This is a genomic window from Paracoccus sp. (in: a-proteobacteria), from assembly GCF_046289755.1.
GTDB lineage: Bacteria > Pseudomonadota > Alphaproteobacteria > Rhodobacterales > Rhodobacteraceae > Paracoccus.
Genome location: NZ_JBKBVD010000008.1, coordinates 60,267 through 85,513 on the forward strand (window position 1 = coordinate 60,267; position 25,247 = coordinate 85,513).

The following is a 25,247-nucleotide window of genomic DNA, read 5'->3' on the forward strand; positions in this document are numbered from 1 at the left end:
CGCCGGGCAGCCGGGGCGGTCTACCGGATGCGCTGACCCCCGTGATCGAACAGGCGCAGCCGGGACGGGTCGGCGGTCAGCGACAGCATCTCGCCCGGTGCGGGCCTGTGGCCACGGGGAAGCTGGATCGTGCAGGACTGCCCCTGGGGCGTGGTGCCGTAGCAATAGGACGCCCCACCCAGATATTCGATGAACTCGGCCCGGAACGGCAGACCCGCCGAACCCCCGATCCGGACATCGACATCCTCGGGCCGCAGCCCAAGCGTTACCGCATGGCCCGGTGCGGGCGGGTGGTCCAGCGGCGGCAGGGACAGCGCGTACCCGTCCAGATCGACGCACCCGTCCGCGCCCATGCGCGCGTCCAGCAGGTTCATCCCCGGCGATCCGATGAACCCCGCGACGAACACATTGTCGGGGTCTTCATACAGCGCGGTCGGCGTGCCGGTCTGTTCGATCCGGCCCGCGCGCAGCACGACGATCTTGTCGGCCAGCGTCATCGCCTCGGTCTGGTCATGGGTGACGTAGATCATCGTATTGCCCAGTTCGCGGTGCAGGCGCGCGATCTCCAGCCGCATGCCGACGCGCAGCTCGGCATCCAGATTGGACAGGGGCTCATCGAACAGGAACACATCGGGGTTGCGCACGATGGCGCGTCCGATGGCCACGCGCTGGCGCTGGCCGCCCGACAGCTGACCGGGGCGGCGGTCCAGCAGGTCGGTCAGCTGCAGCGTCGCCGCCGCTTCGGCCACCTTGCGCGCGATCTGCGCCTTGGGCAGACCCGCCGCCCTGAGGCCAAAGCCCATGTTCTGCCCCACGCTCAAATGTGGATAAAGCGCGTAGGTCTGGAACACCATCGCGATGCCCCGGTCAGACGGGTCGCGCTCGGTCACATCCGTATCGCCGATAAAGACATCGCCTGCGGTGACCTGCTCCAGCCCCGCGATCAGGCGTAGAAGCGTGGATTTGCCGCAGCCCGAGGGGCCGACGAAGACGACGAACTCGCCCGCCTCGACGGTCAGGGAAATGTCGCGCAGCACCTCGACCGCGCCAAAGGATTTGTGCACGCGGTTCAGGCGCAGACCGCTGGTGGTGCGCGCGCTCATGTCCGGGCCTCGCGGCGCAGCCAGACCAGCATGGCGCCGGGGGCGCGGTTGTCCCAGGCGTAATAGGGGATCGCGGTCAGCGTGGCCTGCTGGCGCGGCGGGGCCTGGGTGCTGTAAAGCGCCCCACCCGCGGCCTCTTCGCGCAGGCCGGGGGCGGTCAGGGGGATGGTTCCGCCGGGACCTGCGGGCGCGCCTGCGGTCAGATCCGCCGTGTCGGGCAGGATCAGGCTGTTCAGACCGGTGCCGTTGTCCACCTGTTCCAGACAGTACAGCAACGGGCCGCGCATCAGCGCCACGCGGCCCTGATCGACGGTGACGGCTGGGTGGGCAAAGACCCGGCGCGGCGCCATGTCGAGGCTCAGCACCACCTCATCGCCCGGCTGCCAGCGCCGCCGGATGCGCAGATAGCCCCGCTGCGGGGTCATGTCCTGCGCGGCGCCGTTGACCGTCACCTGCGCCTGTCCCGCCCAATGCGGCACGCGCAGCGACAGGGTGAAATCCATCGCCGCCTCGGGGGCGACCATCAGCTTGATGCGGCCATGGGCGGGGTAATCGGTGCTTTGGCTCAGCACCACGCGGCCTGCGGCCAGCGCGCATTCGGCGCGGCTGGACGTATAAAGATGCACGGCGATTTCGTCCTCTGCGATGCCGTAAAGATAGGCCCCGACCGAGGCGACCAGCCGCGCGATATTGGGCGGGCAGCAGGGGCAGCGGTGCCAGATCCAGCGGTGATGCCCGCCCCGGCTTTCCAGCGGGTTGTCATAAAAGAACCGCGTGCCGTCCAGCGACAGCCCGGCCAGCGCGTTGTTGTAAAGCGCCTGCTCCATGATGTCGGCAAAGCGCGCATCGGGGCCGCGCCCCAGCATCCGGCTGGCCCAGAAGACCAGCGCCACGGCGGCGCAGGTCTCGGCATAGGCGGTCTCGTTGGGCAGGTCATAGTCGAAGGTCAGCCCCTCATTGCTGGCCGAGGGGCCGAAGCCGCCATGCAGGTACAGATTGCGGTCGGTCAGATGCGACCACAGCCGTTCCAGCGGCGCGGTCAGGCTGTCATCGGCGAATTCCGTCGCCACATCGGCCATGCCCGCATAAAGATAGGCGGCGCGGACGGCATGGCCCACCACCTCGGTCTGTTCGCGCACGGGCTTGTGGGCCTGACAATATTCCAGCGTGCCGAAATGGAACTGATCGGGGGTTTCGCCGCGCTGTTCGGCCTCGGCGTCGAAATACGAGGGCTGGCGGCCGCGTTCGTCGATGAAGAAGCGGGCGAGGTCCAGATAGCGCTGCTGGCCGGTGGCGCGGCCCAGCCTGACCAGTGCCAGCTCCAGTTCCGGGTGGCCGGGATAGCCCTGCCGCTGATCCGCGCCGGGGCCAAAGACCGTGGCGATATGGTCGGCAAAGCGGCACAGGATGTCCAGAAAGCGGCGCCTGCCGGTGGCGTGGAAATAGGCGACCGCGCCCTCGATCAGGTGGCCCGCGTTATACAGCTCGTGCCGGTCGCGCAGATTGGTCCAGCGCTGGCCCGGCTCGATCCGGATATACCATGAGTTCAGGTAGCCGTCGGGCTGTTGCAGGCGCTCGTAGGCGTCGATGACGGTTTCGACCAGCGCCTGCAGGTCCGGGTCGGGGCGGCGGTGCAGGGCATAGGCGGCGGTCTCGATCGATTTGCCGAAATCGCTGTCCCAGAACATCTGGGTGGTGACGGTGTTGTTATGGGTGAAGGGGATCACCAGCCCCGGATTGGGCCGGTCAGGATCGACCTGATCCAGCATCCGGGCCTGAATGCAGCGGTCCAGCAGGGTGCGCGCGGTGGTGGCGCAGATCACGTCCTGACGGGGCCCCCAGAAGCCGCCGACCTCGACCTTGTCGACCGACAGCGGGCGAAAGCGGGCGCCGGCGGTCGCGTCTGTGCGTGCAGTCATATTCATGATTAACCTTTCGGGCAGTTCCGCGTCACTTGACCGCGCCGGCCGTCAGGCCGCGGATGTAAGAGCGTTGGAGGATGAGAAACAGGATCAGGCAGGGGATCATCATCATGGTCACGCCCGCCTGCACCGCGCCCCAGTCGACCGAGCCATAGCGGCCATAGCGCACGGCGGTCATCAGCACCGGCAGGGTGAACTTGTCCTGATCGGTCAGCAGGACCAGCGCCGCCAGAAACTCGTTCCAGGCGTTGAGAAAGGCGAACAGGCCCACGGTGACGATGCCCGGCGTGACCAGCGGCACCATCACCTGCCACAGCATGCGCGGGCCACGGATGCCGTCGATGCGGGCGGCCTCTTCGATCTCGCGCGGGACGGCGTCAAAGGCGTTCTTCATCATGAACACCGAAAAGGGCAGTTGCAGCGTGGTGTAGATCAGCACCAGCCCCAGCAGGGTGTTCTGCAGGCCCAGTTTCGCCAGCAGCAGAAACAGCGGCGTCAGGATCGACTGGAACGGGATCATGATGGTGGACAGGATCAGCACGAAGACCAGCGGTTTCAGCGGAAAGCGAAAGCGCGAAAAGCCATAGCCCGCCAGCAGCGACACGAGGATGGTCAGGGCGGCGGTGCCGATGGCGACGATGGCCGAATTGCCGGTATAGTGCAGGACCGACTGGCCGAACCCCTCCAGCCGGATATAGCTGTCCAGCCCCATGCCGCTGTCCGACCAGGGCGGCAGCGGCGGCTGCATGGCGACCTGCGCGGGGCGGAAGCTGGCCATCACCACCCAGAAGATCGGCGCCAGAAAGATCAGCGCGACCAGAATGGCGGTGGCGTGAAAGACCAGACGATGCGCCTTGATGCGGCCGCCGCGCGGGGTGGGGGCGGCGAGTGCGGGGGCGTTCATTTCGTGTTCCTTTCGCGCAGCAGCCACAGCTGGATCACCGACAGCACCATCAGGATCGCCAGCAGCACCACCGACAGCGCCGCGCCATAGCCCAGCCGGAACGAGACGAAGCTTTCGTTGAAGATCTTGTAGACCGCCGTGACCGTCTGGTTGCGCGGCCCGCCATTGAGGATGATGTAGAACTGATCGAAGGCCAGCATCGAGCCCGAGACGCACAGGATCAGTGCCAGCGCAAAGGGCTGGCGCACCAGCGGCAGGGTGATCCAGCGGAACCGCTGAAAGCGGCTGGCCCCGTCGATGCGTGCGGCCTCCTGATAATCGCCGGGGATGGATTGCAGCCCGCTCATCAGGATGACCATGTAGAACCCGGCCATCTTCCAGATCACCATGACGGTGACCGTCCAGAAGGCCGGATCAAAGCTGGCCAGCAGGTTCACCCGCCCCTCGGTCAGCCCCGCCCGCTGCATCAGCGGCGAGAACAGCCCCGCATCGACATTGGCCAGCCACGCCCACAGCAGCGATGCCGAGGCAAAACCCGTCACCACCGGCAGGAAATAGGCGGTGCGATAAAGGGCCACGGCCCGCCCCTCGGCCTGCACCATCAGCGCCAGCGCGAATGCCACGGCCATCAGCCCGGCGGTCGCGACCAGCGTATAGCGCGCCGTGAACCACAGCGCCTGCCAGAAGCTGTTATCGCCCCACAGCCGCTGATAATTGCCCAGACCCGCCCATCGCGGATTGCCCAGCAGCGGCCAGTTATGCAGCGACATCCAGACCGTCATGCCAAGCGGCAGCAGAAAGAACACCGTCACCAGCAGCAGCGCGGGCAGCACGTAGACCAGACCGGGCCAGCCGTGCTGCCGGACCCGGCGTGGGGTCGGTGGGGCCAGCGTGCTTGCCGCCGTGGATCGGGGATCGGACATGTCGGGGCTTTCCTTCACGAATGGCGCGGCGAACAGGGCGCCGGGGTGTCCGGGTTGGTGCCTCAGTCGGCGGCGTCGATGATCGACTGCATCTCGGCCTGACCGGCCTCGACCGCCTGCATCATCTCGTCCTCGGTTTCGGCAAAGAACGCCTGATTGAGCATCGTCACCCAGGGACCGTTGCGCGAGTTGATGATGTCGTTGAAGACCACCGAATAGGGCGTGCGCCCCCCGGCCATCGCCTCGGCCGAGATCAGATAGCGCGTGTCCAGCCCCTCCAGCGCCTGTTCGGCCAGATCGCCGCGCACCGGCATGGCGCCGTTGGCGACGAGGATCTTCTGCCCCTCCAGCGAATAGGCAAAGTCGATGAACGCCTCGATCGCGGGCATCTTGTCATCGCCGGTCGCGGCCGAGACGACGAAATTGTCGCCGCCCGCGAAGCTGGACCAGTCGCCCGCGGTCTGGCCGGGCAGGTAGGTCACACCATAGTTCAGGTCGGGATACTGGTTGTTCAGCGCCCCGATGGCAAACGAGCCCGAGGGCGTGATGCCGATATTGCCATTGGCGAAGGCGGCGAAGAAATTCGCCCCGGAATCGGTCTGCGAGCCTGCGGGGACCAGCCCGTCGGCCACCATGCCGCGATAGAAATTCAGCGCGGCCACCACCTGCGGTGAGGTCAGCGTGGCGGTGCGCCCGGCATCGGCCAGAATGTCCCCGCCCGAGGCCCAGATCAGCGGCGCGAAGGTAAAGATATTGCAGCCGCCGCAATTGCCCGAGAAATAGAACCCATAGGTCTCATCCCCAAGCGCTGCGATGGCGGTGGCATGGGCGCGGATGTCGTCCCATGTCTCCGGCCCGGCCTCGGGGTCCAGCCCCGCCTGCTCGTACAGGTCCTTGTTCCACAGCAGCAGCGAGGCATCGCCCGAAAACGGCAGGCCATAGATGCGGTCCTGCGCGGTGCCGACCGCCAGATGGGCGGGCGACAGGTCGTCGAAATAGGGCAGCGCTTGCGCGAAATCGGTCAGGTCGCGCAGCTGGCCCGCCTCGGCAAAGGCCGGGGTATAGATCAGGTCCAGCGACAGTGCGTCGGGCGCCGAGCCACCGGCGCTGGCGATGGCGTATTTCTGCACCAGCTCATCGACCGGCACGATCTGCAGCTGCGCCTCGTGCTGCCCTTGCGCGTTGAACGCCTCGACCAGCTTGGGCATGAATTCGGACCCGTCCGAGCGGACCCAGAGCGAAAAGCTGTCGGCCTGTGCCGCGCCCGCGCCCAGCAGTGCCGCCAGTGCCAGAGTGCTTGTGGTCATGTGAAAAGTCATCGTTTCCCTCCCGTGAGTGATGTCTGTCAGAGTGTGATAAAACGTTTGCGCAAAGTGGGTGGCAGCGGCCCCTCCCGGCCCGCCACCCTAGGCGCCGGCCCCTCCGGCATCGCCTCCTTGATCTGCGCCGCAGGACTGGCGCACGACCAGCCGCGTGGGGTTGAGGGTGGTGCCGCCCGCGACCGGCTTGCCCTCGATCATGTCCAGCAGGGTCAGGCCCGCGACCCGGCCCAGTTCGACCAGCCCCATGTCGATGGTGGTCAGGGCGGGGCGGGTGGCGGCGGCGAACAGTTCCCAGTTGTCAAAGCCGACGATGGCCACGTCATCGGGCACGCGCACGCCCAGCAGGGTCAGCCGGTCGATCACCCCGCGCGCGATCTGGTCATTGCCGCAAAAGATCGCGTCGGGTGGCGGTGCGCTGCGGTCGGGGCCGAACAGATGGCCCGCCGCCGCATAGCCATGCGCCTCGGACCAGTCGCCAAAGATCGCCCCGGTCCACAACGGCAGGTCGTTGTCGGCCAAGGCCCCGCGCCAGCCCTGTTCGCGCAGGCGGGCGGCAGTAAAGGTCAGCGGGCCGGTGATATGGGCGATCCTGCGACGGCCCAGATCCGACAGATGCTGCGTGGCAAGCCGCCCGCCGCCTGTATCGTCGGGCACGAAGCCTATGCCATCGGGGCCGCATTCGGACATGACGTGGATCGTCGGAATATCGGGGCGTGACAGCCCTGCGGGCAGGCCCCGGTCGATCCGCTTGCCCGCGATCACCAGCCCGTCGACGCGCTTGTCCTCCAACGCGTCAAGGTTGGTCTGCGCCAGCGCCGGATCGTCCTGATACGAGGCCAGCAGGACCGAGACCCCGCGGCTGACCAGCGCCCCCGAAAGACCCGCCGCCACCGGCAGGGTAAAGCGCCCATAGGTGTCGTTCGTCAGCAGCCCCAGCGTGAACGAGCGTTTCTGCACCAGCCCCCGCGCCATGGAATTGGGGCGATAGGACAGGTCCGCTGCGGCCTGCTGCACGCGGTCGCGCGTCTCTTGCTGCATGCGTCCGCCATTGTTCAGGGCGCGCGACGCCGTGGCGACACTGACCCCCGCCCGCATGGCGACATCCTTGATCGTAATCCGCACGGCTCCCCCCACACGACGTTGCCTGGCCCGGTTGGCGAGTTGAGCAAACGTTTGCGCAGAAGACCCTGCCCGCGTCGTTCTGTCAAGCGCGAATCACGAAACCGCCGCGGGCTGGCTCAGCCATTTGCAGACATCGACTAGCTGCTGGCGTATCATGGCCACGATCCGCGACTGATCCATGCCGTCATCTGCCGCCCACGCCCGGACGGCCAGCGACAGCGCACTGCTGGCCAGTGAGGCGATCAGATGCGCCTGCGGCCCGGCGCCCGGTCCCATCCGTCGTTCCAGCAGAATGGTCAGCCCCTGTGTCACCCGGTCAAGCGAGGCGTGAAACAGGGGCAGCAGCTGTGGCTCGGCATTGATCAGCTGTTGCATCAGACACATCAGATCCCGGTCCAGCCGGTCTTCGTCGACCATTTCCGCCAGCACGCGGACAATGTCGTCCAGCAGAGGCTGGCGTGATGTCACGAACCAGTCGGCCGATTCCGGTTCGAGGCAGGGCGGCACCCCCAGGATCGCGGCCTGCTTGTTATTGTAATAGTTAAAGAAAGTACGCGCGCTGATGCCGGCCTCTGCCGCGATGGCATCGGCCGTCAGCGCATCATAGCCAAGTCGCAGCGACAGCCGCAGTGCGGCCTGCTGAATCTCGCGCGCCGTTTGTCGGCGGCGCCGCTCGCGCAGGTTGGTTTTCATGTCCCCTCCCAGGATTTCTTTCCGCGCAATGATTGCACAGTCCGCAATTATATGCAATGTGCCGACAAAAGGCTGCCTTCGGACAGGGTCTTCGGGGCGGTGATTCAGCAAGGATGGATGCAGATGCGTGAATTTCACCGGATCGCAGCCGCGGCCTGTCTGGCCGGGCTGGCGGGCACCTCAGCGATGGCGCAAGAGGTGCCCGCGATGCCGCCCCGCCCGGTCGGCGTGGTCGAGATGCAGCAACAAGAGGTGCCGCGCGTGATGACCCTGCCGGGCCGCGCGGTGGCGGCACAGGCGGCGGGCATCCGGCCCCGCGTCGGCGGCATCGTGACCGATATTCTCTATCAGCCCGGCATTGCGCTGGAGGCGGGCGCGCCGATGTTCCGCCTCGATGCCGCCACCTATGAGGCCAATCTGGCCAGTGCCGAGGCGCAGGTCGCCTCGGCCCGCGCACAGCTGACACAGGCGGAATCGGCCATGCGCCGCGCCGAGCAGTTGCTGGGCTCGGGCACCACGCAGGCGCAGGTCGAGACCGCGCGCGCCACATTCGAGCAGGCCCGCGCGGGCGTCGAGGGCGCCGAGGCCGCGCGGAGGCTGGCGCAGTCGGAACTGGACTGGACCACGGTCACCAGCCCGATCGCGGGGATCGCCAGCGTGCCCGCCATTTCGGTCGGCGATCTGGTGACGGCGGGGCAGGCGGGAGAGATGGCGCGGGTCACCCAGCTGGACCCGATCGAGGTCGATATGTACGAGCCCTCGTCGCGTTTCCTGTCGGTGCTGAACGACATTCAGGCCGGGCGCCTGCGCATGAACGATGAATTGCGCGCCACGCTGACGCTGGAGAACGGGCAGGTCTACGAGGCACTTGGCACGCTGGTCGCGCCGGGGGTGACGGTCTCGGCCTCGACCGGCTCGATCGACAGCCGGTTCCGGTTCGACAATCCCGAAGGGGTGATCCTGCCCGGCATGTTCCTGCGTGGTCAGGTCGAGCTGGGCACCGAGGACGCCATTCTCGTATCACAATCGGCCACCAGCCGCGACAAGATCGGCACCCTGACGGCGTGGGTCGCCCATGACGGCACCGCCCGCCAGCGGCGCCTGACGGAAGACGGCACCTACCAGCATCAGTGGATCGTCACCGGCGGGATCGAGCCGGGCGAATTGCTGATCGTCGACGGGCTGGCCGCGCTGACCGAAGGCGCCCCGGTTGCGCCCGTGCCGGTCAGCTATGACGAGAACGGCGTCCTGCGTGAGACGGCGCCTGCCGCAGAGCCTGCCGCAGGGGCGGCAGCCGAAGCCGCCCCGGAGCAGACGGCAGAACCGACAGCGGAGCCCACTGCTGAAACCGGACAGGCGGAGTAATCATGGCGCGTTTCTTCATTCACCGCCCCGTCTTTGCCTGGGTGATCGCGCTGATCACGATGCTGGTCGGTGCGCTTGGCCTGAACAGTCTGGCTATCGAGCAATATCCCCAGATCGCGCCGACCACGGTGCGGGTCAGCGCCGCCTATAACGGTGCCTCGGCGGAAATCGTGGAATCCTCGGTCACGACCGTCATCGAGGACGCGATGACCGGGATCGACGGGCTGATCTATATGACCTCGGATTCGACGCCGGGTTCGGCCTCGGTCTCGCTGACATTCGACGATACGGTCGATCCGGATATTGCGCAGGTGCAGGTGCAGAACAAGCTGCAGCTGGTCACCTCGCAACTGCCCGATGTGGTGCAGCAGCAGGGCGTGCAGGTCGCGCGCTCGACCAGTTCGATCCTGCTGGTGGGGGCGCTGACCTCGCCCGACGGGCGCTATTCCTCGGTGGAACTGGGCGATATTGTCGGCCAGCTGATCGAGGATCCGGTCAAGCGCACGCCCGGTGTCGGCTCGATCAGCACGTTCAGTTCGGGCTATGCGATGCGCATCTGGCTGGACCCGATCAAGATGGTCCAGTATCAGGTCACCCCCGCCGATGTGACCAGCGCGGTCGCCCAGCAGAACACCAATGTCACGGTGGGCAGTCTGGGCCAGCAACCGGCGGCCCAGGGCCAGCGCCTGACCGTGTCGGTCACCGCGCAGTCGCAACTGTCCACCGTCGAGGAATTCGAACGGATCCTGCTGCGCGTCGATCCCGATGGCTCGACCGTGTTTCTGGGCGATGTCGCGCAGATCGAGGTCGGGCAGGAAAGCTATGGCGGCGATTCCCGCCACAACGGCACGCCGGCTGCGGGCTTTGCGGTCAATCTGGCCAGCGGCGCCAATGCGGTCGATACGGCCTCGGCGGTGCGGGGCACGATCGACGCGCTTGCCGGCGCGCTGCCTGCGGGGATCGAGATCGTCTATCCCTATGACACCGCACCCTTTGTCGAGGAATCCATCACTCAGGTCTATCACACCCTGGCCGAGGCGGTGGTGCTGGTCTTTCTGGTCATCCTGATCTTTCTGCAAAGCTGGCGGGCGACGATCATTCCGGTCGTGGCGATCCCGGTCGTGCTGCTGGGCACCTTCGCGGTGCTGGCGGTGGCGGGCTATTCGATCAACACGCTGACCATGTTCGCGCTGGTGCTGGCCATCGGCCTGCTGGTCGATGACGCCATCGTCGTGGTCGAAAACGTCGAGCGGGTGATGGAGGAAGAGGGCCTCGGCCCGGTCGAGGCGACCGAGAAAAGCATGGATGAGATCACCTCGGCGCTGGTCGGCATCGTGCTGGTCCTGTCGGCGGTGTTCCTGCCCATGGCCTTCATGACCGGGGCGACGGGGGTGATTTACCGCCAGTTCTCGATCACCATCATCACCGCCATGGTGCTGTCGCTTGGCGTCGCCGTCATCCTGACGCCCGCCATGTGCGCCAGCCTGCTGCGGCCCCGCAAACACGGGCAGGGCGGCATTGCGCCCGCGCGCTGGTTCAACCGCAATCTGGACCGGGCGACCAATGGTTATGCCGCCTCGGTCACGCGGCTGGTGCGGCGCCCGTTCCGGATGCTGCTGGTGCTGGTGGCCATCGGCGTGGCCACGGCTGCGATGTTCGACCGGCTGCCGGGATCGTTTTTGCCCGACGAGGATCAGGGCGTGGCGCTGGTCATCGTGCAGGGGCCCGACGGCTCGACCACGGCGGCGACGCAGGCACTGGTCGAAAAGATCGAGGATTACCTGCTGAACGAGGAAACCGAGACGGTGGAATCGGTCTTTGCCGCCCTTGGCTTCAGCTTTGGCGGCACCGGGCAGAGCAACGCCCTGCTGTTCATCAAGCTGCGCGACTACGATCAGCGGCCCGGTCTGGACGTGGCCTCGCTGGTGGCGCGGGCGAACGGGCATTTCTTTATGACGAACCGGCAGGGGCTGATCTTTGTGCTGCAACCGCCTGCGATTCAGGGCATGGGCGCCTCGTCCGGCTTCGAGATGTATCTGATCGACCAGTCGGGGCAGGGGCAGGAGGCGCTGACCGCCGCCGCCGACACGCTGGTGCAGACGGCACAGGCCGATGGCCGGGTGACCAATCTGCGCGGCAATGAATCGGCCACCCAGACCGCCCTGCGCCTTCAGATCGACCAGCAGAAGGCCGCGGCCTTTGGCCTGTCCATCCCCGAGGTGAACGCCATGCTGTCGGTCATCTTCGCCGGGCGCGAGGTCAATGACTTTGCCCTCGGCACCGATCTGCGCCCCGTCATCGTGCAGGGTCAGGCCGATGCGCGCAGCCAGCCGGGCGACATCAACCGCTGGTATGCCCGCAACGCGCAGGGCGAGATGGTGTCCTTTGCCGCCTTTTCCGATCAGACATGGGAACAAGAGCCCACGGCGCTGGCCCGCTATGGCGGCTCGCGCGCGCTGTCGCTGAGCGGGGCTGCGGTGCAGGGCCTGTCCTCGGGCGATGCGATGGCCGCGATGGAAGAGATGGTCGCCGGTCTGGATGGCGGCGGCTATGGCACCGCATGGACGGGGCTGTCCTATCAGGAACGCCTGTCGGGCAATCAGGCGCCGATGCTGTTCGCGCTGGCCGCGCTGGTCGTGTTCCTGTCGCTGGCCGCCTTGTATGAAAGCTGGTCGGTGCCGCTGGCCGTGATGATGACGGTGCCGGTGGGGATCATGGGGGCTGCGGCGGCGGCTTTGTGGTTCGGGCAGTCGAATGACGTCTACTTCAAGGTGGGGCTGCTGACGACGATCGGGCTTGCCTCGCGCAATGCCATTCTGATCGTCGAATTCGCGCAGGCCCAGCTGACGGCGGGCAAATCGCTGATCGAGGCGACGATGATCGCCTCGCGTCAGCGGCTGCGCCCGATCCTGATGACCACCTTCGCCTTCATGATGGGGGTGCTGCCGCTGGCCATCGCCTCGGGCGCGGGGGCGGGGGCGCAGAATTCCATCGGGATCAGCGTTCTGGGCGGCATGGCCGCCGCCGCCGCCATCGGCATCTTTCTGGTGCCGGTCTTCTATGTCGCCGTCATCCAGTTCACCCGAATGATCCAGCGAAAGGAGCGTCGCACATGACGGTTTCCCGCATCTTCCCGCCGTCCACCGCTCTGGCCCTGCTGCTGGCGCTTGGCGCCTGCGCGGCGGTCGGCCCCGACCCCTCGGACATCGCCACGCCCGGCGTGCAGGCCAGCTTTGCCGAGGGTGAGGCCGCGCCTCTGGGTCAGGTCGGTCTGAGCACCTTCTGGACCGGCTATCAGGACCGGCTGCTGTCGCAACTGATCGCGCAGGGGTTGGAGAGCAATCTCGACATCATGGCCGCGAATGAACGCATCCGTGCCGCCGAAGCCGATCTGCAGGCGGCCCAGCCCTGGGCGGCCCAGATCACCGGTGACTCCGGGGCGGCCCGCACCCGTTCGGGCGGCGACGGGCGCGTGACCGGCACCGCCAACAGCGCCAACCTGTCGGCGGGCTTTGTGTTCGACCTGTTCGGCGGCGCCCGGCGCGCGCGCGAAGGGGCTGCGGCAGGCTATGCCTCGGCCGGGGCGCAGGCCGAGGTGACGCGGCTGGCCTGGCTGGCCGAGGTGATCGCCGCCTATGCCGATGCGCGGTTCTATCAGCAGTCCATGGCGCTGACCCGCGACACGATCCGGTCGCGCGAACAGACCCTGTCGGTCACGCAGAACATGCAGGGGATGGGGCTGGCCACCGATCTGGACACGGCCCAGACCGAGGCGCTGCTGCAGACCGCCCGCGCCGATCTGCCCGCGCAGGAGGCGCAGTTCAACGCGCAGGTCTATCGCCTGTCCACGCTGCTCAACCAGCAGGCCGGGCCGCTGATGGCGCGGATGCAGGCGGGCGCGGCGCCGCTGCGCATCCCGCCCGGCCCCGGAACCGGCGTGCCTGCCGAGCTGCTGACCAACCGCCCCGATCTGCGCGCCGCGCGCCACGATCTGGCCCGCGCGCTGGCGGCGGTGGGGGTGGCCACGGCGGACACGCTGCCCGCGATCAGCCTGTCGGGCACGGTCAGCGATACCGGCGGGGCGCAAAGCTGGTCCTTTGGTCCGCGCCTGTCGCTGCCGGTGGCCAATCAGGGCGTGCTGCAAGCGGCCCGCACCAAGCGCATCAGCGAGGCGCGGCAGGCCGATCTGGCATGGCGCAGCGGCGTCGCGGCGGCGGTCGAGGATGTCCAGACGCGCCAGTCGAACCTGCGCCGCTATCGCCAGCGCGCAGCCGCGCTGGATCAGGCCGCGCAAAGCCATGACCGCGCCTATGCGCTGGCCCGCGAAAGCTTCGAGGCGGGGGCGACGACGCTGGTCGATCTGCTGGATGTCGACCGCCAGCGGGCCTCGGCCCGGCAGCAGGCGGCGCAGGCCCGCAATCAGGCGGCACGCGAATGGGCGGCGTTGCAGATCGCGACCGGCGCCGGGGCGGCGGTGCAGCGGGTCGGGGGCACGGGCGGCTAGCCTCCCCCCCCCTGCCTCTGCCCGCGCGATCACGGTCGCCGGGCAGCCGGCCTACCAGTCGCGGCGGCGGCCGTCTGCGTGCAGAAAGGCCCCGCTGTCGCCGGGTGCAAGCCGGTCGGCCAGGGCGATCAGGTTCCCGGCCACGACCGCAGGGTCGTGATCGGCCTCGGGTCCTCCCATGCTGGTGCGCATCCAGCCGGGGTCGATGGCGACGGCCACGATGCCCATCGGCGCCAGATCGGTGGCCAGCCCCTGCATCACCTTGTTCAGCGCGGCCTTGCTGGCGCGATAGGCGATATGGTCGGATTTCGCGTATCCCATCCACGCCATCTGGCTGGAAACCGAGATGACCCGCCCCCGCCCGGAAGGTGCCGCCCGCAGGTTGGGCAGCAACGCCTGTGTCACGGCCAGCGGGGCCAGCGTATTGGTGGCGAAGACGTCCAGAAACGCCGCCGCATCGACCGGATCACCCGCCCGTGCGGACGGGCCGATGATCCCCGCATTGTTGATCAGCACATCCAGCGGCCCGATCGCCTGCGCCAGTGCGGACAGGCCAGCTTGATCGCGCAGATCCAGCCGATGGGCCGTGACGCCGGGAAGGGCATCGCCGCTGCGCAAGGTGGTGCTGACGCGCCAGCCCGCGGCCAGAGCGGCGGCGCAAAGGGCACGGCCAAAGCCGCGCCCTCCGCCGGTGATCAGAAGATGCGGGGTCATTCGCCGCGGATCAGGCGGCGGCGCAGCCAGCCCGACAGGCTGTCCATGGCAATCACCATCACCACGATCAGCAGGATGTAATAGCTGACCTTTTCCCAGTCCTGCGTGGTCTGGATCGCCTGCGTCAGCATCAGCCCGATGCCGCCACCCACGATGGCGCCGATGATGGTCGCGCTGCGGGTGTTCGATTCCAGGAAATACAGCAGCTGCGACAGAAACACCGGCATCACCTGCGGGATCACCCCGAAACGATAGCGCTGGATGGCGTTGGCGCCGGTCGATTGCACGCCCTCGATGGGCTTCTTGTCGACGTTTTCCAGCGCCTCCGAGAACAGCTTGCCGAAGCTGCCGCTGTCGGTCAGCAGGATCGCCAGCGTGCCGGTCAGCGGGCCGGGGCCGAAGGCGCGCGACAGGATGATGGTGAAGATCAGCGCATCCACGCCCCGCACAAAGTCAAAGACCCGCCGCACCCCGAAGCGCAGCCAGCGCGAGGGGGCAAAGTTCTGCGCCGCCAGAAAGGCCAGCGGCAGCGCCACCATGGCCGCGCCGAACGTGCCCAGAAACGCCATCAGAATGGTTTCCAGCAGCGCCCATGCGACCTCTCCGTGGCGCCAGATGCCGTTATACCAGAAGTTCGAGGCGGCCAGCGACAGGTTGCTGCGGTCGGGGTCGATCCGCTCGCCCGCCAGAACCAGCCCGATCACCTGCGGCGCCGAGAGGCCCGAAAAAGGGCTGGACAGGTCGAAGAAGAACATCTCCCACCCCCAGAAATAGCGCAGGGTCTCGGTGCGGGCGCGGGTGACGGTGATACGGCCCTCATTGGTGGTGATCGTGGCGCGGCCGTCGCTGGCGTTGATATTGCCGGGGAATTCGCCCGCAGGCGCCTCGATCGTGACGCCGTCGTCCAGAATCAGGCGCAGCGTGCCGTAATCGGGGATCTCGTAGCTGGTGACCGGGCCGTCATAGGTGACCAGATGGCCGCCGCCCAGATCAATGCGGGTCACATCGCCCTGCAGCTGGACCCATGCGGGGATGCGGTCGGGGGCGTAGATGGCGCGGTTGGAGCCCTCGACGCTGATCTGCACCGCCTCGCTGCGGTTGTCGCGCGTCACATGGGTCTTGTAGCTGATCGCATCGGCCAGCAGGATGCGGGCATTGTCCATCCGCGCCCGCTGCGCGAGGCCTGCCAGATCAAAGGCCAGCGCGACATAGATCAGATAGGCCAGCAGCAGGACGGGCACGGCCAGCGCAAGACGGCGTTTGCGGTCAAAGCCGCGCAGGACCTGCGCTTCAAGGGTCAGGGTGCTCATGCGGCGGCTCCGTGGGTCAGGCGGTGGCGCATCGCGCCCGAGATCTGGTCGACCAGAACGATGGTGGCGAACAGCAGCACAAAGATGGCGGCGGCCTGATCGAACTTGCCCTGCCCGAACGTCATGGCGTTGCGCAGCTCGTAGCCGATGCCGCCCGCGCCGACGAAACCAAGGATGGCCGAGGCGCGGATGTTGATTTCCAGCCGCATCAGCGCATACGAGATATAGTTGGGCGCCACCTGCGGCATCACGCCCAGCCACATGCGCTGCGACCAGTTGGCCCCGACCGAGGCCAGCCCCTCGACCGGCTTCATGTCCACATTCTCGTTCACCTCGGAAAACAGCTTGCCCATGGCGCCTGCGGTGTGCAGCGCGATGGCGATGACGGCAGGCACCGGGCCGCCGCCCAGAATGAAGATCAGGATCAGCGCGATGACGATTTCCGGGATGGCGCGGAAGATGTCGGACACGCGCCGCGCGACCGGCACCATGCGCGGCCAGAAGGCCAGCCCGCGGGTGGCGGCCAGCGACAGGGCGGTGCCCGCGATGCAGCCCAGCAGGGTGGCGACCAGCGCGATGTTCAGCGTCTCGATCAGGGCGGGGACCGCGTTCAGCATATGGGCGGGCAGGTTGGCGGCCTTCTGGAACGCCTCGGTCACCAGTTCGGCGGGGAAATCGCCCACCTGATGCAGCCCCTGCCAGAAGCCGCCCGCATTGCGGGCGTCAGCGACCCGGAAGCCCGAGACAAAGATCGCCACGAAGACGATCATCAACAGCCCGCCATAAATGCGGCGGCGCCGGGTCAGCGCCAGATATTCGGTCTGGATTTGGCTCAGCGCGACTGCGGCACTCATGCGTCTCTCCGGGGGAAATATGGAAAAGGCCGGACCCGGCGCGTGCAGGGTCCGGCCAGAGGGATCAGCGCGGCTCAGTTCATCTCGGCTTTGCGGATCTCGATGATGGTGGCGTATTCTTCATGCGTGACCGGGGTGAAGCCCGCCGTCTCGCCCGCCGCGACGCCATAGGCGCAATCGGGGTCGGTCTCGTGCAGGTTGGCCAGCAGTTCGATGATGGTGTCCTTGGCTTCCTGAGGCATTGACTTGCGCAGCACGACCGGGCCTTCCGGGATCGGGTTCGAGCGCCAGATTTCCACGATGTCGTTCATGTCCACGATGCCGGTATCGGTCGCGCGGCGCAGGGCGCCCGAATTGTAGCCGTCTTCCCATTCGCCCAGACCGTCGGCCCAGACCACGCCCGCGTCGTAATCGCCGTTCACAACCGCGATGATCGACTGCTCATGGCCGCCCGAAAATCCGATGCGGCTGAAATACTCGCCCTCTTCCATCGAATAGCCCAGTGCCGGCAGTTCGACCTTGGGGATCAGATAGCCCGAGGCCGAGTTCGGATCGGCAAAGGCAAAGGACTTGCCTTTCATGTCATCCAGCGAGGTGATGCCGCTGTCGGCGCGGGCAAAACCGATCGAGTGATAGGTATAGGTGCCGTCGAGGTTGGTCTTGACCATCGCGGTCTCGACTGCTTCCGGGTCGGCCACATAGACCGCCGCATAGGCCGAGGCACCCAGCCAGGCCATATCCAGCGAGCCGCCGATCAGGCCCTGGATGACGCCGTTATAGTCGGCGGGGGTGAACAGGCGGGTCGGCACGCCAAGCGCCTCTTCGGCATAGACGCGGAAGCATTCGTTCGAGGACAGGCGGTCCTGCGCGTTCTCGCCGCCCAGCAGGCCGATGCGGAATTCGGTCAGCTCCTGCGCGCCGGCAGCGCCTGCCAGTGCGGTCGTGGTTGCCAGAGCAATCATCAGCTTGGTCATGTTCGTCTCCGAAGGGAACGGGTTGGGAAAGGGTCAGGCCAGCATCGACGCGGCATAGGCGTCGTCGGCGCGGGCATCCGTGGGAATCGCGGTCGAGGTCGCGGATTCGTTGAAGCTGGCATCGGCGCCATAGATGTCGCGGGCGACGCCGGTGGTCAGTTGCTCGGGCACGCCGTCAAACACGACGCGGCCGTCGCGCATGCCGATCACCCGGTCGCAATAGCGCCGCGCCGTGTCCAGCGTGTGCAGGTTGGCGATGACCATGCGGCCATCCTCGACATTGATGCGTTTCAGCGTGTCCATCACGATCTGCGCGTTCATCGGGTCGAGGCTGGCGATGGGCTCATCCGCCAGAATGATCCTGGGGTCCTGCATCAGCGCGCGGGCAATGGCCACGCGCTGCTGCTGGCCGCCCGACAGGGCCTCGGCGCGTTTGGGCGCCTGTTCGGCAATGCCCAGCCGGTCGAGGATCGACAGGGCCTGCACGATGTCATCCTTGGACCACATGCTGAACACGGTCTGCAGGGTCGAGCGGCGGTTCAGGATGCCATGCAGCACGTTCGACACCACATCCATGCGCGGCACCAGATTGAACTGCTGAAAGATCATTGCGCAATCGCTCTGCCAGGCGCGGGCATCGCGGCCCCGCAGCGCCAGAATATCGCGGCCGTCGACGCGGATCTCGCCGCTGGTGGCCGGGGTCAGGCTGTTCATCATCCGCAGAAAGGTGGATTTCCCTGCACCCGACCGTCCGATGATGCCCACGAAGGCAGGGCCGTCGATGGCAAAGCTGACTTTCTCGACGGCGGCTTTCTGGCCAAAGATCTTCGTGACTTGTCTGACGTCCAGCATCCGGTCCCTCGTATGTTCCGAAGGGCCGTCTAGGCGCCCTGCGTGACGCTGTGCCGTCAGTCCGGTGAAGATACCGTGACAGCGCCCCGGATCACGCTGGCAGAGGTCACGATCGCATGGACCTGCTGGCCCGGCGCAAGCTGCAGCTGAACGGCGGCGCGCCGGGGAATGCGCGCCAGCAGAGTGCTGCCCCCGGCGTCCAGGCGCAGCGTGATCTGCGGGCCGGTGCCGCCGGACAGGTCAGTCACATGCGCGGCAAGGATGTTGGGCGCCGACAGCCCCTCGGGGCGGTCGCGGGCGACGATCACATCCCCGGCGCCGATCCGCAGCCCGACCTGCGTACCGGGGGCCGCATCAGTCTGCGGCAACCATAGCGGCCCGGCAGCGGTCTGAAACGCGGTCATTCCATCGGTATCATGTCCCAGGACCGTCGCGGGCAGGACCGACACCAGATCGGGCAGGCCCATGGCCCGCAGGGCGGCGGGGTCGGCCATGATCGTGCCCGCCGGGCCTTCGGCCACCATCCGCCCGCCCTCGATCACCAGAATGCGGTCGGCCAGCAGCTGCGCCTCGGACAGATCATGCGTGACCAGCACCACCGGCATCGCCAGATGCTGGCGCAGCGCGATGATCCGGTCGTGCAACCGCCTGCGCGTGGCCTGATCCACCGCCGAGAACGGCTCATCCAGCAACAGCGCCTGCGGGTTGCGGGCCATGGCGCGGGCCAGCGCCACCCGCTGCTGCTGGCCGCCCGACAGCTGCGCGGGTCTGCGACCGGACAGGTCGTGCAGCCCCATCAGATCCAGCAGGCGCGCGGCCTCGGGGGCGCGGGCGGCGCGGGGCAGGTGGTCGAGGCTTGCGGCGACATTCTGCGCCGCCGTCATATGCGGAAACAGCGCATAGCTTTGAAACACCACGCCGACGCGGCGCTGATCGGGGCGCAGCGCGACGCCCGTGGCCGTGTCCAGCCATGTCGCCCCCGCCACCCGCACCTGTGCGGCCTGCGGGCGCCACAGCCCCGCGATGCCGCGCAGCACCGTGGTCTTGCCCGCCCCGGACGGCCCGACCAGCGCCAGCAGCTCGCCCGGCCCGACCCGGAAGGCCAGATCGAGGGGGATGGGCTGATCCGCGCGCATCATCACCTCCAGCGCCATCAGCCCAGCCTCCGCCCGATGCGCGCCGACAGCAGATAGGTCAGCGAGATCGCCACCAGCGAGATCGCCACCAGCACCGTCGACATGACCGCCGCGCCGCGATTGTCAAAGCCCTGCACCCGGTCATAGATGGCGATGGCGATGGTCCGCGTCTCGCCGGGGATCGCACCGCCGACCATCAGCACGATGCCGAATTCCCCCAGCGTATGCGCGAAGGTCAGCACCATGGCCGTCATCACGCCGGGCCATGCCAGCGGCAGCTCGATCCGCCACAACCGGCGCGCGGGCGACATGCCGCAGCAGGCGGCGGCCTCGCGGATCTCGGCGGGCACGGCCTCGAAACCGCGCTGCGCAGGCTGGATCGCAAAGGGCAGGTTGAAGATGACCGAGGCCAGCACCAGCCCCTGAAAGCTGAACACCAGCTGGTGACCGAACATCGCCGTCCACAGCTGCCCGAGCGGAGAGCCTGCGCCGAAGGCCACCAGCAGATAAAAGCCAAACACGGTCGGCGGCAGCACCAGCGGCAGCATGACCAGCGCCTCGACCGCGCCCTTGCCCGCAAAGCGGCGATAGGCAAGAAAGCGCCCCATCAGGATCGAGACCGGCAGCAGCATCACCACCGTCCATCCCGCCAGCCGCATCGACAGCCACAGTGCCGCCCAATCCACCGCTTAACCGCCCACCGGCAGTTCAAAGCCATAGCGCTGCAGGGTGTCGCGCGCCGCCGGGCCCTGCAGATAGGCATAGAAGGCCTGCGCGACCTCTCCGGCGCCGTTCAGCAGCACCATGCGCTGGCGGAGGGGCGCGTGCCAGTCGGCGGGGATCAGTGCGAATTCCCCCCGCGCCGCGACCGGCGGGGCCAGCGCCAGCGAATAGGCGATGATTCCCCCCGCCGCATTGCCCGACAGCGCGAACTGCGCCGCCTGCGCGACATTCTCGCCCATGACCAGCACGGGCTGAATATCCTGCCACAGACCGCGGGTGATCAGCGCCTCGCGCGCGCGCGCGCCATAGGGGGCATGGTCGGGATTGGCGATGGCAAAGCGCGCGATCTGACCCGCCGCCAGCATCCGGGCCAGCCCCTCCATCTGCGGATCAGGGCGCAGAGCCGAGCCATGCGGCGCCATCACCACAATGCGTCCGAGGGCATAGAGATCACCACCGTCCACCGTGAACCCGTCCGCATGCAGATCGCTGACAAAGGCTTCGTCGGCCGCCATGAAGATCTGAAACGGCGCGCCTTCGCGGATCTGACGGGCGAAATTGCCGGTCGAACCAAAGCTCAGCCGAAGGGTCATGCCGGTCTCGGCGGTAAAGGCTTCGGCGATCTCGGTCACGGCGAATTGCAGATCGGCGGCGGCGGCAATCACCGGCGCCTCGGGCGCCGCCACGGCAGCCAGCGATTGCCCGAACAGGCTCAGCGCGGCGGCGAGGATCAGGCGGCGGGGGACAGGCGGCATCATCTGCGCTCCGGGGGAGGGGGACATGGCCTCCCGTTATCCGCCGGGACAGGCCCCCCGATCAAGCGTTATTTCCGTCCGGCTATATCCGGATCGAGGGTCAGAGCCACCCCTGCATGCAAAAGCCCCCCGGCAAGGTGATTGCCGGGGGGCATTCTGTGGCGGACGGCGGGCCGGATCACATGCCGGTCTGGGCCTGTGCGCTTTCCTGCTGAATCACCTGCCCTGCGGTCGAGATATCGCGCCCGGCCCCCTGAACGGTTTCACAGGCCGCCAGACCCGTGATCGCCAAAATCGCACCAAGGCTAAGAAGTTTCCGTTTCATTTCAGGCTCCTTTGCATGCTGTCTGCAAAGAAACGTCAGCCGGGCCGGGTGGTTCCCGCCTCAGAAGGCAACCCCTGACCACAGGCAGATATTCGCATAGGGCGTGCATTCCCCGGTGCGCACAACGGCGCGGGCCCCGGCCATGCGGCGCTTGAATTCGTCATGCGGGACCCGCGCCAGCGCCCCGACCGGGCGTCCGGCGAAACGCGCGACCAGCGCGGCTGCGGCCTCATCGGCCACGGCGGCCCGCTCGACCACCAGTTCCGACAGAACCGCGTCCAGAACGTCGAACAGGCCCGGAACCCCGGCGGTCACCGCCAGATCAATCACCGGAACGCCGGGCGGCACCGGCAGCCCGGCATCGCCGATCACCAGCAGATCGCCATGCCCCATCGCGGCCACCACCCCCGACAGAGGCGCATTCAGCAAAGCGGTTCGTTTCATCTCATCCCCTCATTCCTGCGGCAGGACATCGCGCAGATAGCGCATCATATTGCCACCCATCACCTTCTCGATCTGATCCTCGCCCAGGCCCGCCTGCATCAGCGCCTGCGTCAGGGCGGCCAGATGGGCTGCATCCATGGGCACATCGACCGACCCGTCCCAGTCCGAGCCAAGCGCGACGTGATCCTCGCCCACCAGACCGATCGCGGCCATGATCGCGCCGGCAATGTCGTCAGGGCTGCGCCCGCAGACCACATCCGACCAGAAGCCGATGCCGATCAGCCCGCCCGCCTGCGCGATGGCCGCCACCAGATCATCGCTGATATTGCGCGGGCCGGGGCAATGCGAATGAATGCCGGTATGGGACAGCACCGGGCGCGCGCCGGGAATTTCCAGCACATCCGCCACCATCCGGGGCGCGGCATGGGTCAGGTCGATCATCATCCCGCGCGCGATCATCCCGTCCACGACCTGACGCCCGAACTCGCTGAGCCCGTCTCCCGAGCCGCCCTCGCCATGCAGGCTGCCGCCCAGCTCATTGTCAAAGAAATGCGTCAGACCCATCAGCCGGAACCCGGCATCGAACAGCAGCTCCAGATTGGCCGGATCCCCCTCCAGCGGATGCCCGCCCTCGGACCCCAGGATCGCGCCCAGCAGCGGCTGGCCCTGCGCCCGCGCCACCAGAACCGCGTCCAGATCCTGCCGGGTGCGGATGATGCGGATCTGATCGGGCGCGCGGGCCTCGGCACGCGCCAGCGCGCGCGCCTGCACCAGCGCCCGCTCGCGCAGCGAGAACCAGGCGCGGGGCGGGCGCAGCTGGCCGATGAACAGCGGCGTGATATTGTCGCCGCCCCCGGCGCTGTTATGGTCATAATTCTGCCCGCGCGGGCTTTTGGTGACGGTGGTAAAGACCTGAACCGCCATATTGCCCTCGCGCAGGCGCGGAATGTCGGTATGGCCCCGGTCCACCCGCCGCAGCAGATCGCGCCCCCACAGCAAGGCGTCCGAATGCAGATCGCCGATCACCAGCCGCGCATGCAGCGCCTGCGCCTCCGCGCTGACCGGCCAGCCCGCCGCGGGCATGGTGACAGTGTTCATCCGCCGCTCGACCTCGGCAGGCGCAAGGGCAAAAAACGCGATCGCCGCCGCGACCAGAACCACACCCAGCCCCACCAGCACCCGTCTCAGCATATCCCCTCCTGCCGCAACCCGCCCGCAGGATAGCCGCTCACGCGGCAATGGCCACCGCCTTTCCCCTGCATTGGTCCATAAATATCCGCGGGGGTGCGGGGGCGGCAGCCCCCGTCTTCGGGTCAGTCCTCCAGCGCCTCCAGCTGATCAATGAACCCCTCGATCATCGACAGACCCTTGTCCCAGAAGGCCGGGTCCGAGGCATCCAGCCCGAAAGGCGCCAGCAGCTCCTTGTGGTGACGCGAGCCGCCCGCCCGCAGCAGCTCGAAATACTTCGCCTGAAAGCCCGCAAGCCCGTCCTCATAGGCGGCATAAAGCGCGTTCACCAGCCCGTCGCCAAAGGCATAGGCATAGACATAGAACGGCGAATGCACGAAATGCGGCACATAGGTCCAGAAACTCTCATAGCCCGGCATGAAGTCGAAGACCGGCCCAAGGCTTTCATGCTGAACCTCCATCCAGAGGGCGTTGATGTCATCGGGGGTCAGCTCTCCTTCGGCGCGGGCGGCGTGCAGGCGGCATTCGAAGTCGTAGAATGCGATCTGGCGGATGACCGTGTTGATCATGTCCTCGACCTTGCCTGCCAGCAGCGCCTTTCTCTGGGCCGGATCGGTGGTGCGGGCCAGCAGTGCGCGGAAGGTCAGCATCTCGCCAAAGACCGAGGCCGTCTCGGCCAGGGTCAGCGGCGTGGCGGCCAGCAACTCGCCCTGGGCTGCGGCCAGGCGCTGGTGGACACCATGGCCCAGCTCATGCGCCAGCGTCATCACATCGCGCGGTTTGCCCAGATAGTTCAGCAGGATATAGGGATGCGCGCTGGTCACGGTCGGATGGGCAAAGGCCCCCGGCGCCTTGCCCGGCGTCACGCCCGCGTCGATCCAGCCGTGATCGAAGAAGGGTTCGGCCAGTTCGGCCAGTTCCGGCGCAAAGCCCGCATAGGCGTCCATCACCGTGGCGCGTGCCTCGGCCCAGCCGATGGTCCGGGGCGCATCGGTCGGCAGGGGGGCGTTGCGGTCCCAGACCTGCAGCCGGTCCAGCCCCAGCCAGCGCGCCTTCAGCGCATAATAGCGGTGCGACAGGCGCGGATAGGCGGCGGTCACGGCATTGCGCAGCGCCTCTACCACCTCGGGCTCGACATGGTTGGACAGGTGGCGGGCATGCTGCGGGCTGGGCATGTGGCGCCATTTGTCCTCGATGGCCTTTTCCTTGGCCAGCGTGTTGTGGATGCGCGCGAACAGACCGGTATTGGCGGTAAAGACCTGCGACAGCGCGCGGGCGCCCGCCTCGCGGCGGGCGCGGTCGTGATCGGTCAGCAGGTTCAGCGTCGCCTCCAGCCCCAGTGTTTCGCCGTCAACCTCAAAGGTCAGGGCGGCGGTGGTCTCATCGAAGAGGCGGTTCCAGGCGGCGGCGCCGACCACGGAACTGTCGTGGAGGAACTGCTCCAGCTCGTCGGACAGCTGGTGCGGGCGCATGGCGCGCATGCGATCGAAGACCGGCTTGTAGCGCGCCGGGCCATCGGGGGCGGTGAAGACCGCCTGATAGGTCGCGTCCGGGATGCGGTTGAATTCGAGGCTGAAGAAGACCAGCGGCGTGGTCAGATCGGTGATCTTCGCCTGCAGATCGCCCATCTGCTTGGCGCGGACCGGGTCGGTCGTGTTCTGGTAATAGCGCAGGCCCGCATAGGACATGATCCGGCCCGCGATCTCGTCGATCTGCTCATAGCTGCGGATGCAGTCCAGCATGGCTGCAGCTGACAGATCAGCCAGCTTGCCCTGATGGCGCGCCGCGAAATCCTGAACCATCCGGTCCAGCCGGGCGATGTCGGCTGTCAGTTCCGCGCTGTCGGGGGCCGGGTAGAGATCGGTCAGATCCCAGACGGGAAGCGCATCGGGACCGGCGGTGCCGCCTGCGGGGTCCTGGGCGTCGAAATGCATCGTGGCGGCCATGGGGGGCTCCTTCGTTCGTCTTCGGTTGTGCCAAGATGTGGCGGCTTGGGTCGGCAGGTGCAAGCCCGTCGCATGAAGGGGGTATGGGGGCGGGCGGTGCGGGGGGGGGGGGGGCCCCCCCCCCGGCGGCCCCCCCCCCCCCCCCCGACGGGGGGCCCAACAACGCGG

The 25,247-nt window shown here is 67.4% G+C and carries 22 protein-coding genes; 3 read left to right on the forward strand and 19 right to left on the reverse strand.

Translation table 11 applies throughout. The features are described 5' to 3' along the window. Window positions 1–20 precede the first annotated feature (20 nt). From ACK41U_RS04750 to ACK41U_RS04780, 7 genes are all read right to left on the reverse strand, one after another. On the reverse strand, window positions 21–1,103 hold the full coding sequence (locus ACK41U_RS04750) for an ABC transporter ATP-binding protein (RefSeq protein WP_409676729.1): 1,083 nt from the start codon (window positions 1,101–1,103) through the stop codon (window positions 21–23). Further along, window positions 1,100–3,022: a glycoside hydrolase family 127 protein gene (locus tag ACK41U_RS04755; RefSeq protein WP_409676732.1), complete on the reverse strand. Its 1,923-nt coding sequence runs from the start codon at window positions 3,020–3,022 to the stop codon at window positions 1,100–1,102. The genes ACK41U_RS04750 and ACK41U_RS04755 overlap by 4 nt, the downstream gene beginning before the upstream one ends. Window positions 3,023–3,053: 31 nt before the next feature. Further along, window positions 3,054–3,929: a carbohydrate ABC transporter permease gene (locus tag ACK41U_RS04760; RefSeq protein ID WP_409676735.1), complete on the reverse strand. Its 876-nt coding sequence runs from the start codon at window positions 3,927–3,929 to the stop codon at window positions 3,054–3,056. Beyond that, window positions 3,926–4,852, reverse strand: a complete 927-nt coding sequence (locus tag ACK41U_RS04765; RefSeq protein ID WP_409676738.1) for a carbohydrate ABC transporter permease — start codon at window positions 4,850–4,852, stop codon at window positions 3,926–3,928. Before ACK41U_RS04765 ends, ACK41U_RS04760 begins: the two co-directional genes overlap by 4 nt. Before the next feature lie 62 nt (window positions 4,853–4,914). Further along, window positions 4,915–6,159, reverse strand: a complete 1,245-nt coding sequence (locus ACK41U_RS04770) for an ABC transporter substrate-binding protein (protein ID WP_409676741.1) — start codon at window positions 6,157–6,159, stop codon at window positions 4,915–4,917. A gap of 99 nt (window positions 6,160–6,258) precedes the next feature. Beyond that, window positions 6,259–7,308 (reverse strand): LacI family DNA-binding transcriptional regulator, encoded by a 1,050-nt coding sequence (locus ACK41U_RS04775; RefSeq protein ID WP_409676744.1) that lies wholly within the window; start codon window positions 7,306–7,308, stop codon window positions 6,259–6,261. 81 nt (window positions 7,309–7,389) lie between these two features. Further along, window positions 7,390–7,989: a TetR/AcrR family transcriptional regulator gene (locus ACK41U_RS04780; protein ID WP_409676748.1), complete on the reverse strand. Its 600-nt coding sequence runs from the start codon at window positions 7,987–7,989 to the stop codon at window positions 7,390–7,392. Between the two features lie 123 nt (window positions 7,990–8,112). Here ACK41U_RS04780 and ACK41U_RS04785 point away from each other — a divergent pair, with 123 nt between their 5' ends. Genes ACK41U_RS04785 through ACK41U_RS04795 form a run of 3 tightly spaced genes read left to right on the forward strand, consistent with a single transcriptional unit; the run spans window position 8,113 to window position 13,858 of the window. Then, the gene (locus ACK41U_RS04785; protein WP_409676751.1) at window positions 8,113–9,354 is read left to right on the forward strand and encodes an efflux RND transporter periplasmic adaptor subunit; all 1,242 of its coding nucleotides are present in this window, start codon (window positions 8,113–8,115) and stop codon (window positions 9,352–9,354) included. Between the two features lie 2 nt (window positions 9,355–9,356). Then, window positions 9,357–12,470: an efflux RND transporter permease subunit gene (locus tag ACK41U_RS04790; protein ID WP_409676754.1), complete on the forward strand. Its 3,114-nt coding sequence runs from the start codon at window positions 9,357–9,359 to the stop codon at window positions 12,468–12,470. Further along, entirely contained in the window at window positions 12,467–13,858 is a 1,392-nt protein-coding gene (locus ACK41U_RS04795; RefSeq protein ID WP_409676757.1) for an efflux transporter outer membrane subunit, read from the forward strand. Before ACK41U_RS04790 ends, ACK41U_RS04795 begins: the two co-directional genes overlap by 4 nt. Window positions 13,859–13,909: 51 nt before the next feature. Here ACK41U_RS04795 and ACK41U_RS04800 read toward each other — a convergent pair whose 3' ends face one another. The 12 genes from ACK41U_RS04800 to ACK41U_RS04855 all read right to left on the reverse strand — a co-directional run bounded on the left by ACK41U_RS04800 (window position 13,910) and on the right by ACK41U_RS04855 (window position 25,079). Beyond that, a complete protein-coding gene (locus ACK41U_RS04800; protein ID WP_409676760.1) occupies window positions 13,910–14,572 on the reverse strand; it encodes an SDR family NAD(P)-dependent oxidoreductase in 663 nt (220 codons plus the stop codon). After that, on the reverse strand, window positions 14,569–15,882 hold the full coding sequence (phnE, locus tag ACK41U_RS04805) for a phosphonate ABC transporter, permease protein PhnE (RefSeq protein ID WP_409676762.1): 1,314 nt from the start codon (window positions 15,880–15,882) through the stop codon (window positions 14,569–14,571). Before phnE (ACK41U_RS04805) ends, ACK41U_RS04800 begins: the two co-directional genes overlap by 4 nt. Beyond that, a complete protein-coding gene (gene phnE / locus ACK41U_RS04810) occupies window positions 15,879–16,736 on the reverse strand; it encodes a phosphonate ABC transporter, permease protein PhnE (protein WP_409676765.1) in 858 nt (285 codons plus the stop codon). The genes phnE (ACK41U_RS04805) and phnE (ACK41U_RS04810) overlap by 4 nt, the downstream gene beginning before the upstream one ends. A gap of 74 nt (window positions 16,737–16,810) precedes the next feature. After that, window positions 16,811–17,710, reverse strand: a complete 900-nt coding sequence (gene phnD, locus ACK41U_RS04815; protein ID WP_409676768.1) for a phosphonate ABC transporter substrate-binding protein — start codon at window positions 17,708–17,710, stop codon at window positions 16,811–16,813. Window positions 17,711–17,743: 33 nt separating this feature from the next. After that, complete coding sequence (gene phnC / locus ACK41U_RS04820; protein WP_409676771.1) at window positions 17,744–18,562, reverse strand: phosphonate ABC transporter ATP-binding protein; 819 nt, start codon at window positions 18,560–18,562, stop codon at window positions 17,744–17,746. A 56-nt stretch (window positions 18,563–18,618) separates the two neighbouring features. Then, window positions 18,619–19,716 carry a molybdenum ABC transporter ATP-binding protein gene (modC, locus tag ACK41U_RS04825; RefSeq protein WP_409676774.1) on the reverse strand — a complete coding sequence of 366 codons (1,098 nt, stop codon included), beginning with the start codon at window positions 19,714–19,716 and terminating at the stop codon, window positions 18,619–18,621. Beyond that, window positions 19,716–20,384: a molybdate ABC transporter permease subunit gene (gene modB, locus ACK41U_RS04830; protein ID WP_409676777.1), complete on the reverse strand. Its 669-nt coding sequence runs from the start codon at window positions 20,382–20,384 to the stop codon at window positions 19,716–19,718. The genes modC and modB overlap by 1 nt, the downstream gene beginning before the upstream one ends. A gap of 3 nt (window positions 20,385–20,387) precedes the next feature. Next, window positions 20,388–21,179: a molybdate ABC transporter substrate-binding protein gene (gene modA / locus ACK41U_RS04835; RefSeq protein WP_409676780.1), complete on the reverse strand. Its 792-nt coding sequence runs from the start codon at window positions 21,177–21,179 to the stop codon at window positions 20,388–20,390. Between the two features lie 175 nt (window positions 21,180–21,354). Then, window positions 21,355–21,501, reverse strand: coding sequence for an entericidin A/B family lipoprotein (locus ACK41U_RS04840; protein ID WP_409676783.1), 147 nt, complete (start codon window positions 21,499–21,501; stop codon window positions 21,355–21,357). 60 nt (window positions 21,502–21,561) lie between these two features. After that, a complete protein-coding gene (rbsD, locus tag ACK41U_RS04845) occupies window positions 21,562–21,945 on the reverse strand; it encodes a D-ribose pyranase (protein WP_409676786.1) in 384 nt (127 codons plus the stop codon). Window positions 21,946–21,954: 9 nt separating this feature from the next. Further along, the gene (locus tag ACK41U_RS04850) at window positions 21,955–23,136 is read right to left on the reverse strand and encodes a dipeptidase (RefSeq protein ID WP_409676788.1); all 1,182 of its coding nucleotides are present in this window, start codon (window positions 23,134–23,136) and stop codon (window positions 21,955–21,957) included. 122 nt (window positions 23,137–23,258) lie between these two features. Then, the gene (locus ACK41U_RS04855; RefSeq protein ID WP_409676791.1) at window positions 23,259–25,079 is read right to left on the reverse strand and encodes a M3 family oligoendopeptidase; all 1,821 of its coding nucleotides are present in this window, start codon (window positions 25,077–25,079) and stop codon (window positions 23,259–23,261) included. Window positions 25,080–25,247: the final 168 nt, after the last annotated feature.

Bases quoted from the DNA above. Each gene is read 5' to 3' on its own strand.
- phnE (WP_409676765.1), bottom strand. From the start codon at position 16,736: ATGAGTGCCGCAGTCGCGCTGAGCCAAATCCAGACCGAATATCTGGCG.
- ACK41U_RS04750 (WP_409676729.1), bottom strand. From the start codon at position 1,103: ATGAGCGCGCGCACCACCAGCGGTCTGCGCCTGAACCGCGTGCACAAA.
- ACK41U_RS04800 (WP_409676760.1), bottom strand. From the start codon at position 14,572: ATGACCCCGCATCTTCTGATCACCGGCGGAGGGCGCGGCTTTGGCCGT.
- ACK41U_RS04840 (WP_409676783.1), bottom strand. From the start codon at position 21,501: ATGAAACGGAAACTTCTTAGCCTTGGTGCGATTTTGGCGATCACGGGT.
- modC (WP_409676774.1), bottom strand. From the start codon at position 19,716: ATGGCGCTGGAGGTGATGATGCGCGCGGATCAGCCCATCCCCCTCGAT.
- phnC (WP_409676771.1), bottom strand. From the start codon at position 18,562: ATGCTGGACGTCAGACAAGTCACGAAGATCTTTGGCCAGAAAGCCGCC.
- ACK41U_RS04855 (WP_409676791.1), bottom strand. From the start codon at position 25,079: ATGGCCGCCACGATGCATTTCGACGCCCAGGACCCCGCAGGCGGCACC.
- ACK41U_RS04760 (WP_409676735.1), bottom strand. From the start codon at position 3,929: ATGAACGCCCCCGCACTCGCCGCCCCCACCCCGCGCGGCGGCCGCATC.
- rbsD (WP_409676786.1), bottom strand. From the start codon at position 21,945: ATGAAACGAACCGCTTTGCTGAATGCGCCTCTGTCGGGGGTGGTGGCC.
- ACK41U_RS04795 (WP_409676757.1), top strand. From the start codon at position 12,467: ATGACGGTTTCCCGCATCTTCCCGCCGTCCACCGCTCTGGCCCTGCTG.
- ACK41U_RS04765 (WP_409676738.1), bottom strand. From the start codon at position 4,852: ATGTCCGATCCCCGATCCACGGCGGCAAGCACGCTGGCCCCACCGACC.
- ACK41U_RS04850 (WP_409676788.1), bottom strand. From the start codon at position 23,136: ATGCTGAGACGGGTGCTGGTGGGGCTGGGTGTGGTTCTGGTCGCGGCG.
- ACK41U_RS04780 (WP_409676748.1), bottom strand. From the start codon at position 7,989: ATGAAAACCAACCTGCGCGAGCGGCGCCGCCGACAAACGGCGCGCGAG.
- phnD (WP_409676768.1), bottom strand. From the start codon at position 17,710: ATGACCAAGCTGATGATTGCTCTGGCAACCACGACCGCACTGGCAGGC.
- ACK41U_RS04770 (WP_409676741.1), bottom strand. From the start codon at position 6,159: ATGACCACAAGCACTCTGGCACTGGCGGCACTGCTGGGCGCGGGCGCG.
- ACK41U_RS04790 (WP_409676754.1), top strand. From the start codon at position 9,357: ATGGCGCGTTTCTTCATTCACCGCCCCGTCTTTGCCTGGGTGATCGCG.
- ACK41U_RS04785 (WP_409676751.1), top strand. From the start codon at position 8,113: ATGCGTGAATTTCACCGGATCGCAGCCGCGGCCTGTCTGGCCGGGCTG.
- ACK41U_RS04755 (WP_409676732.1), bottom strand. From the start codon at position 3,022: ATGACTGCACGCACAGACGCGACCGCCGGCGCCCGCTTTCGCCCGCTG.
- phnE (WP_409676762.1), bottom strand. From the start codon at position 15,882: ATGAGCACCCTGACCCTTGAAGCGCAGGTCCTGCGCGGCTTTGACCGC.
- modA (WP_409676780.1), bottom strand. From the start codon at position 21,179: ATGATGCCGCCTGTCCCCCGCCGCCTGATCCTCGCCGCCGCGCTGAGC.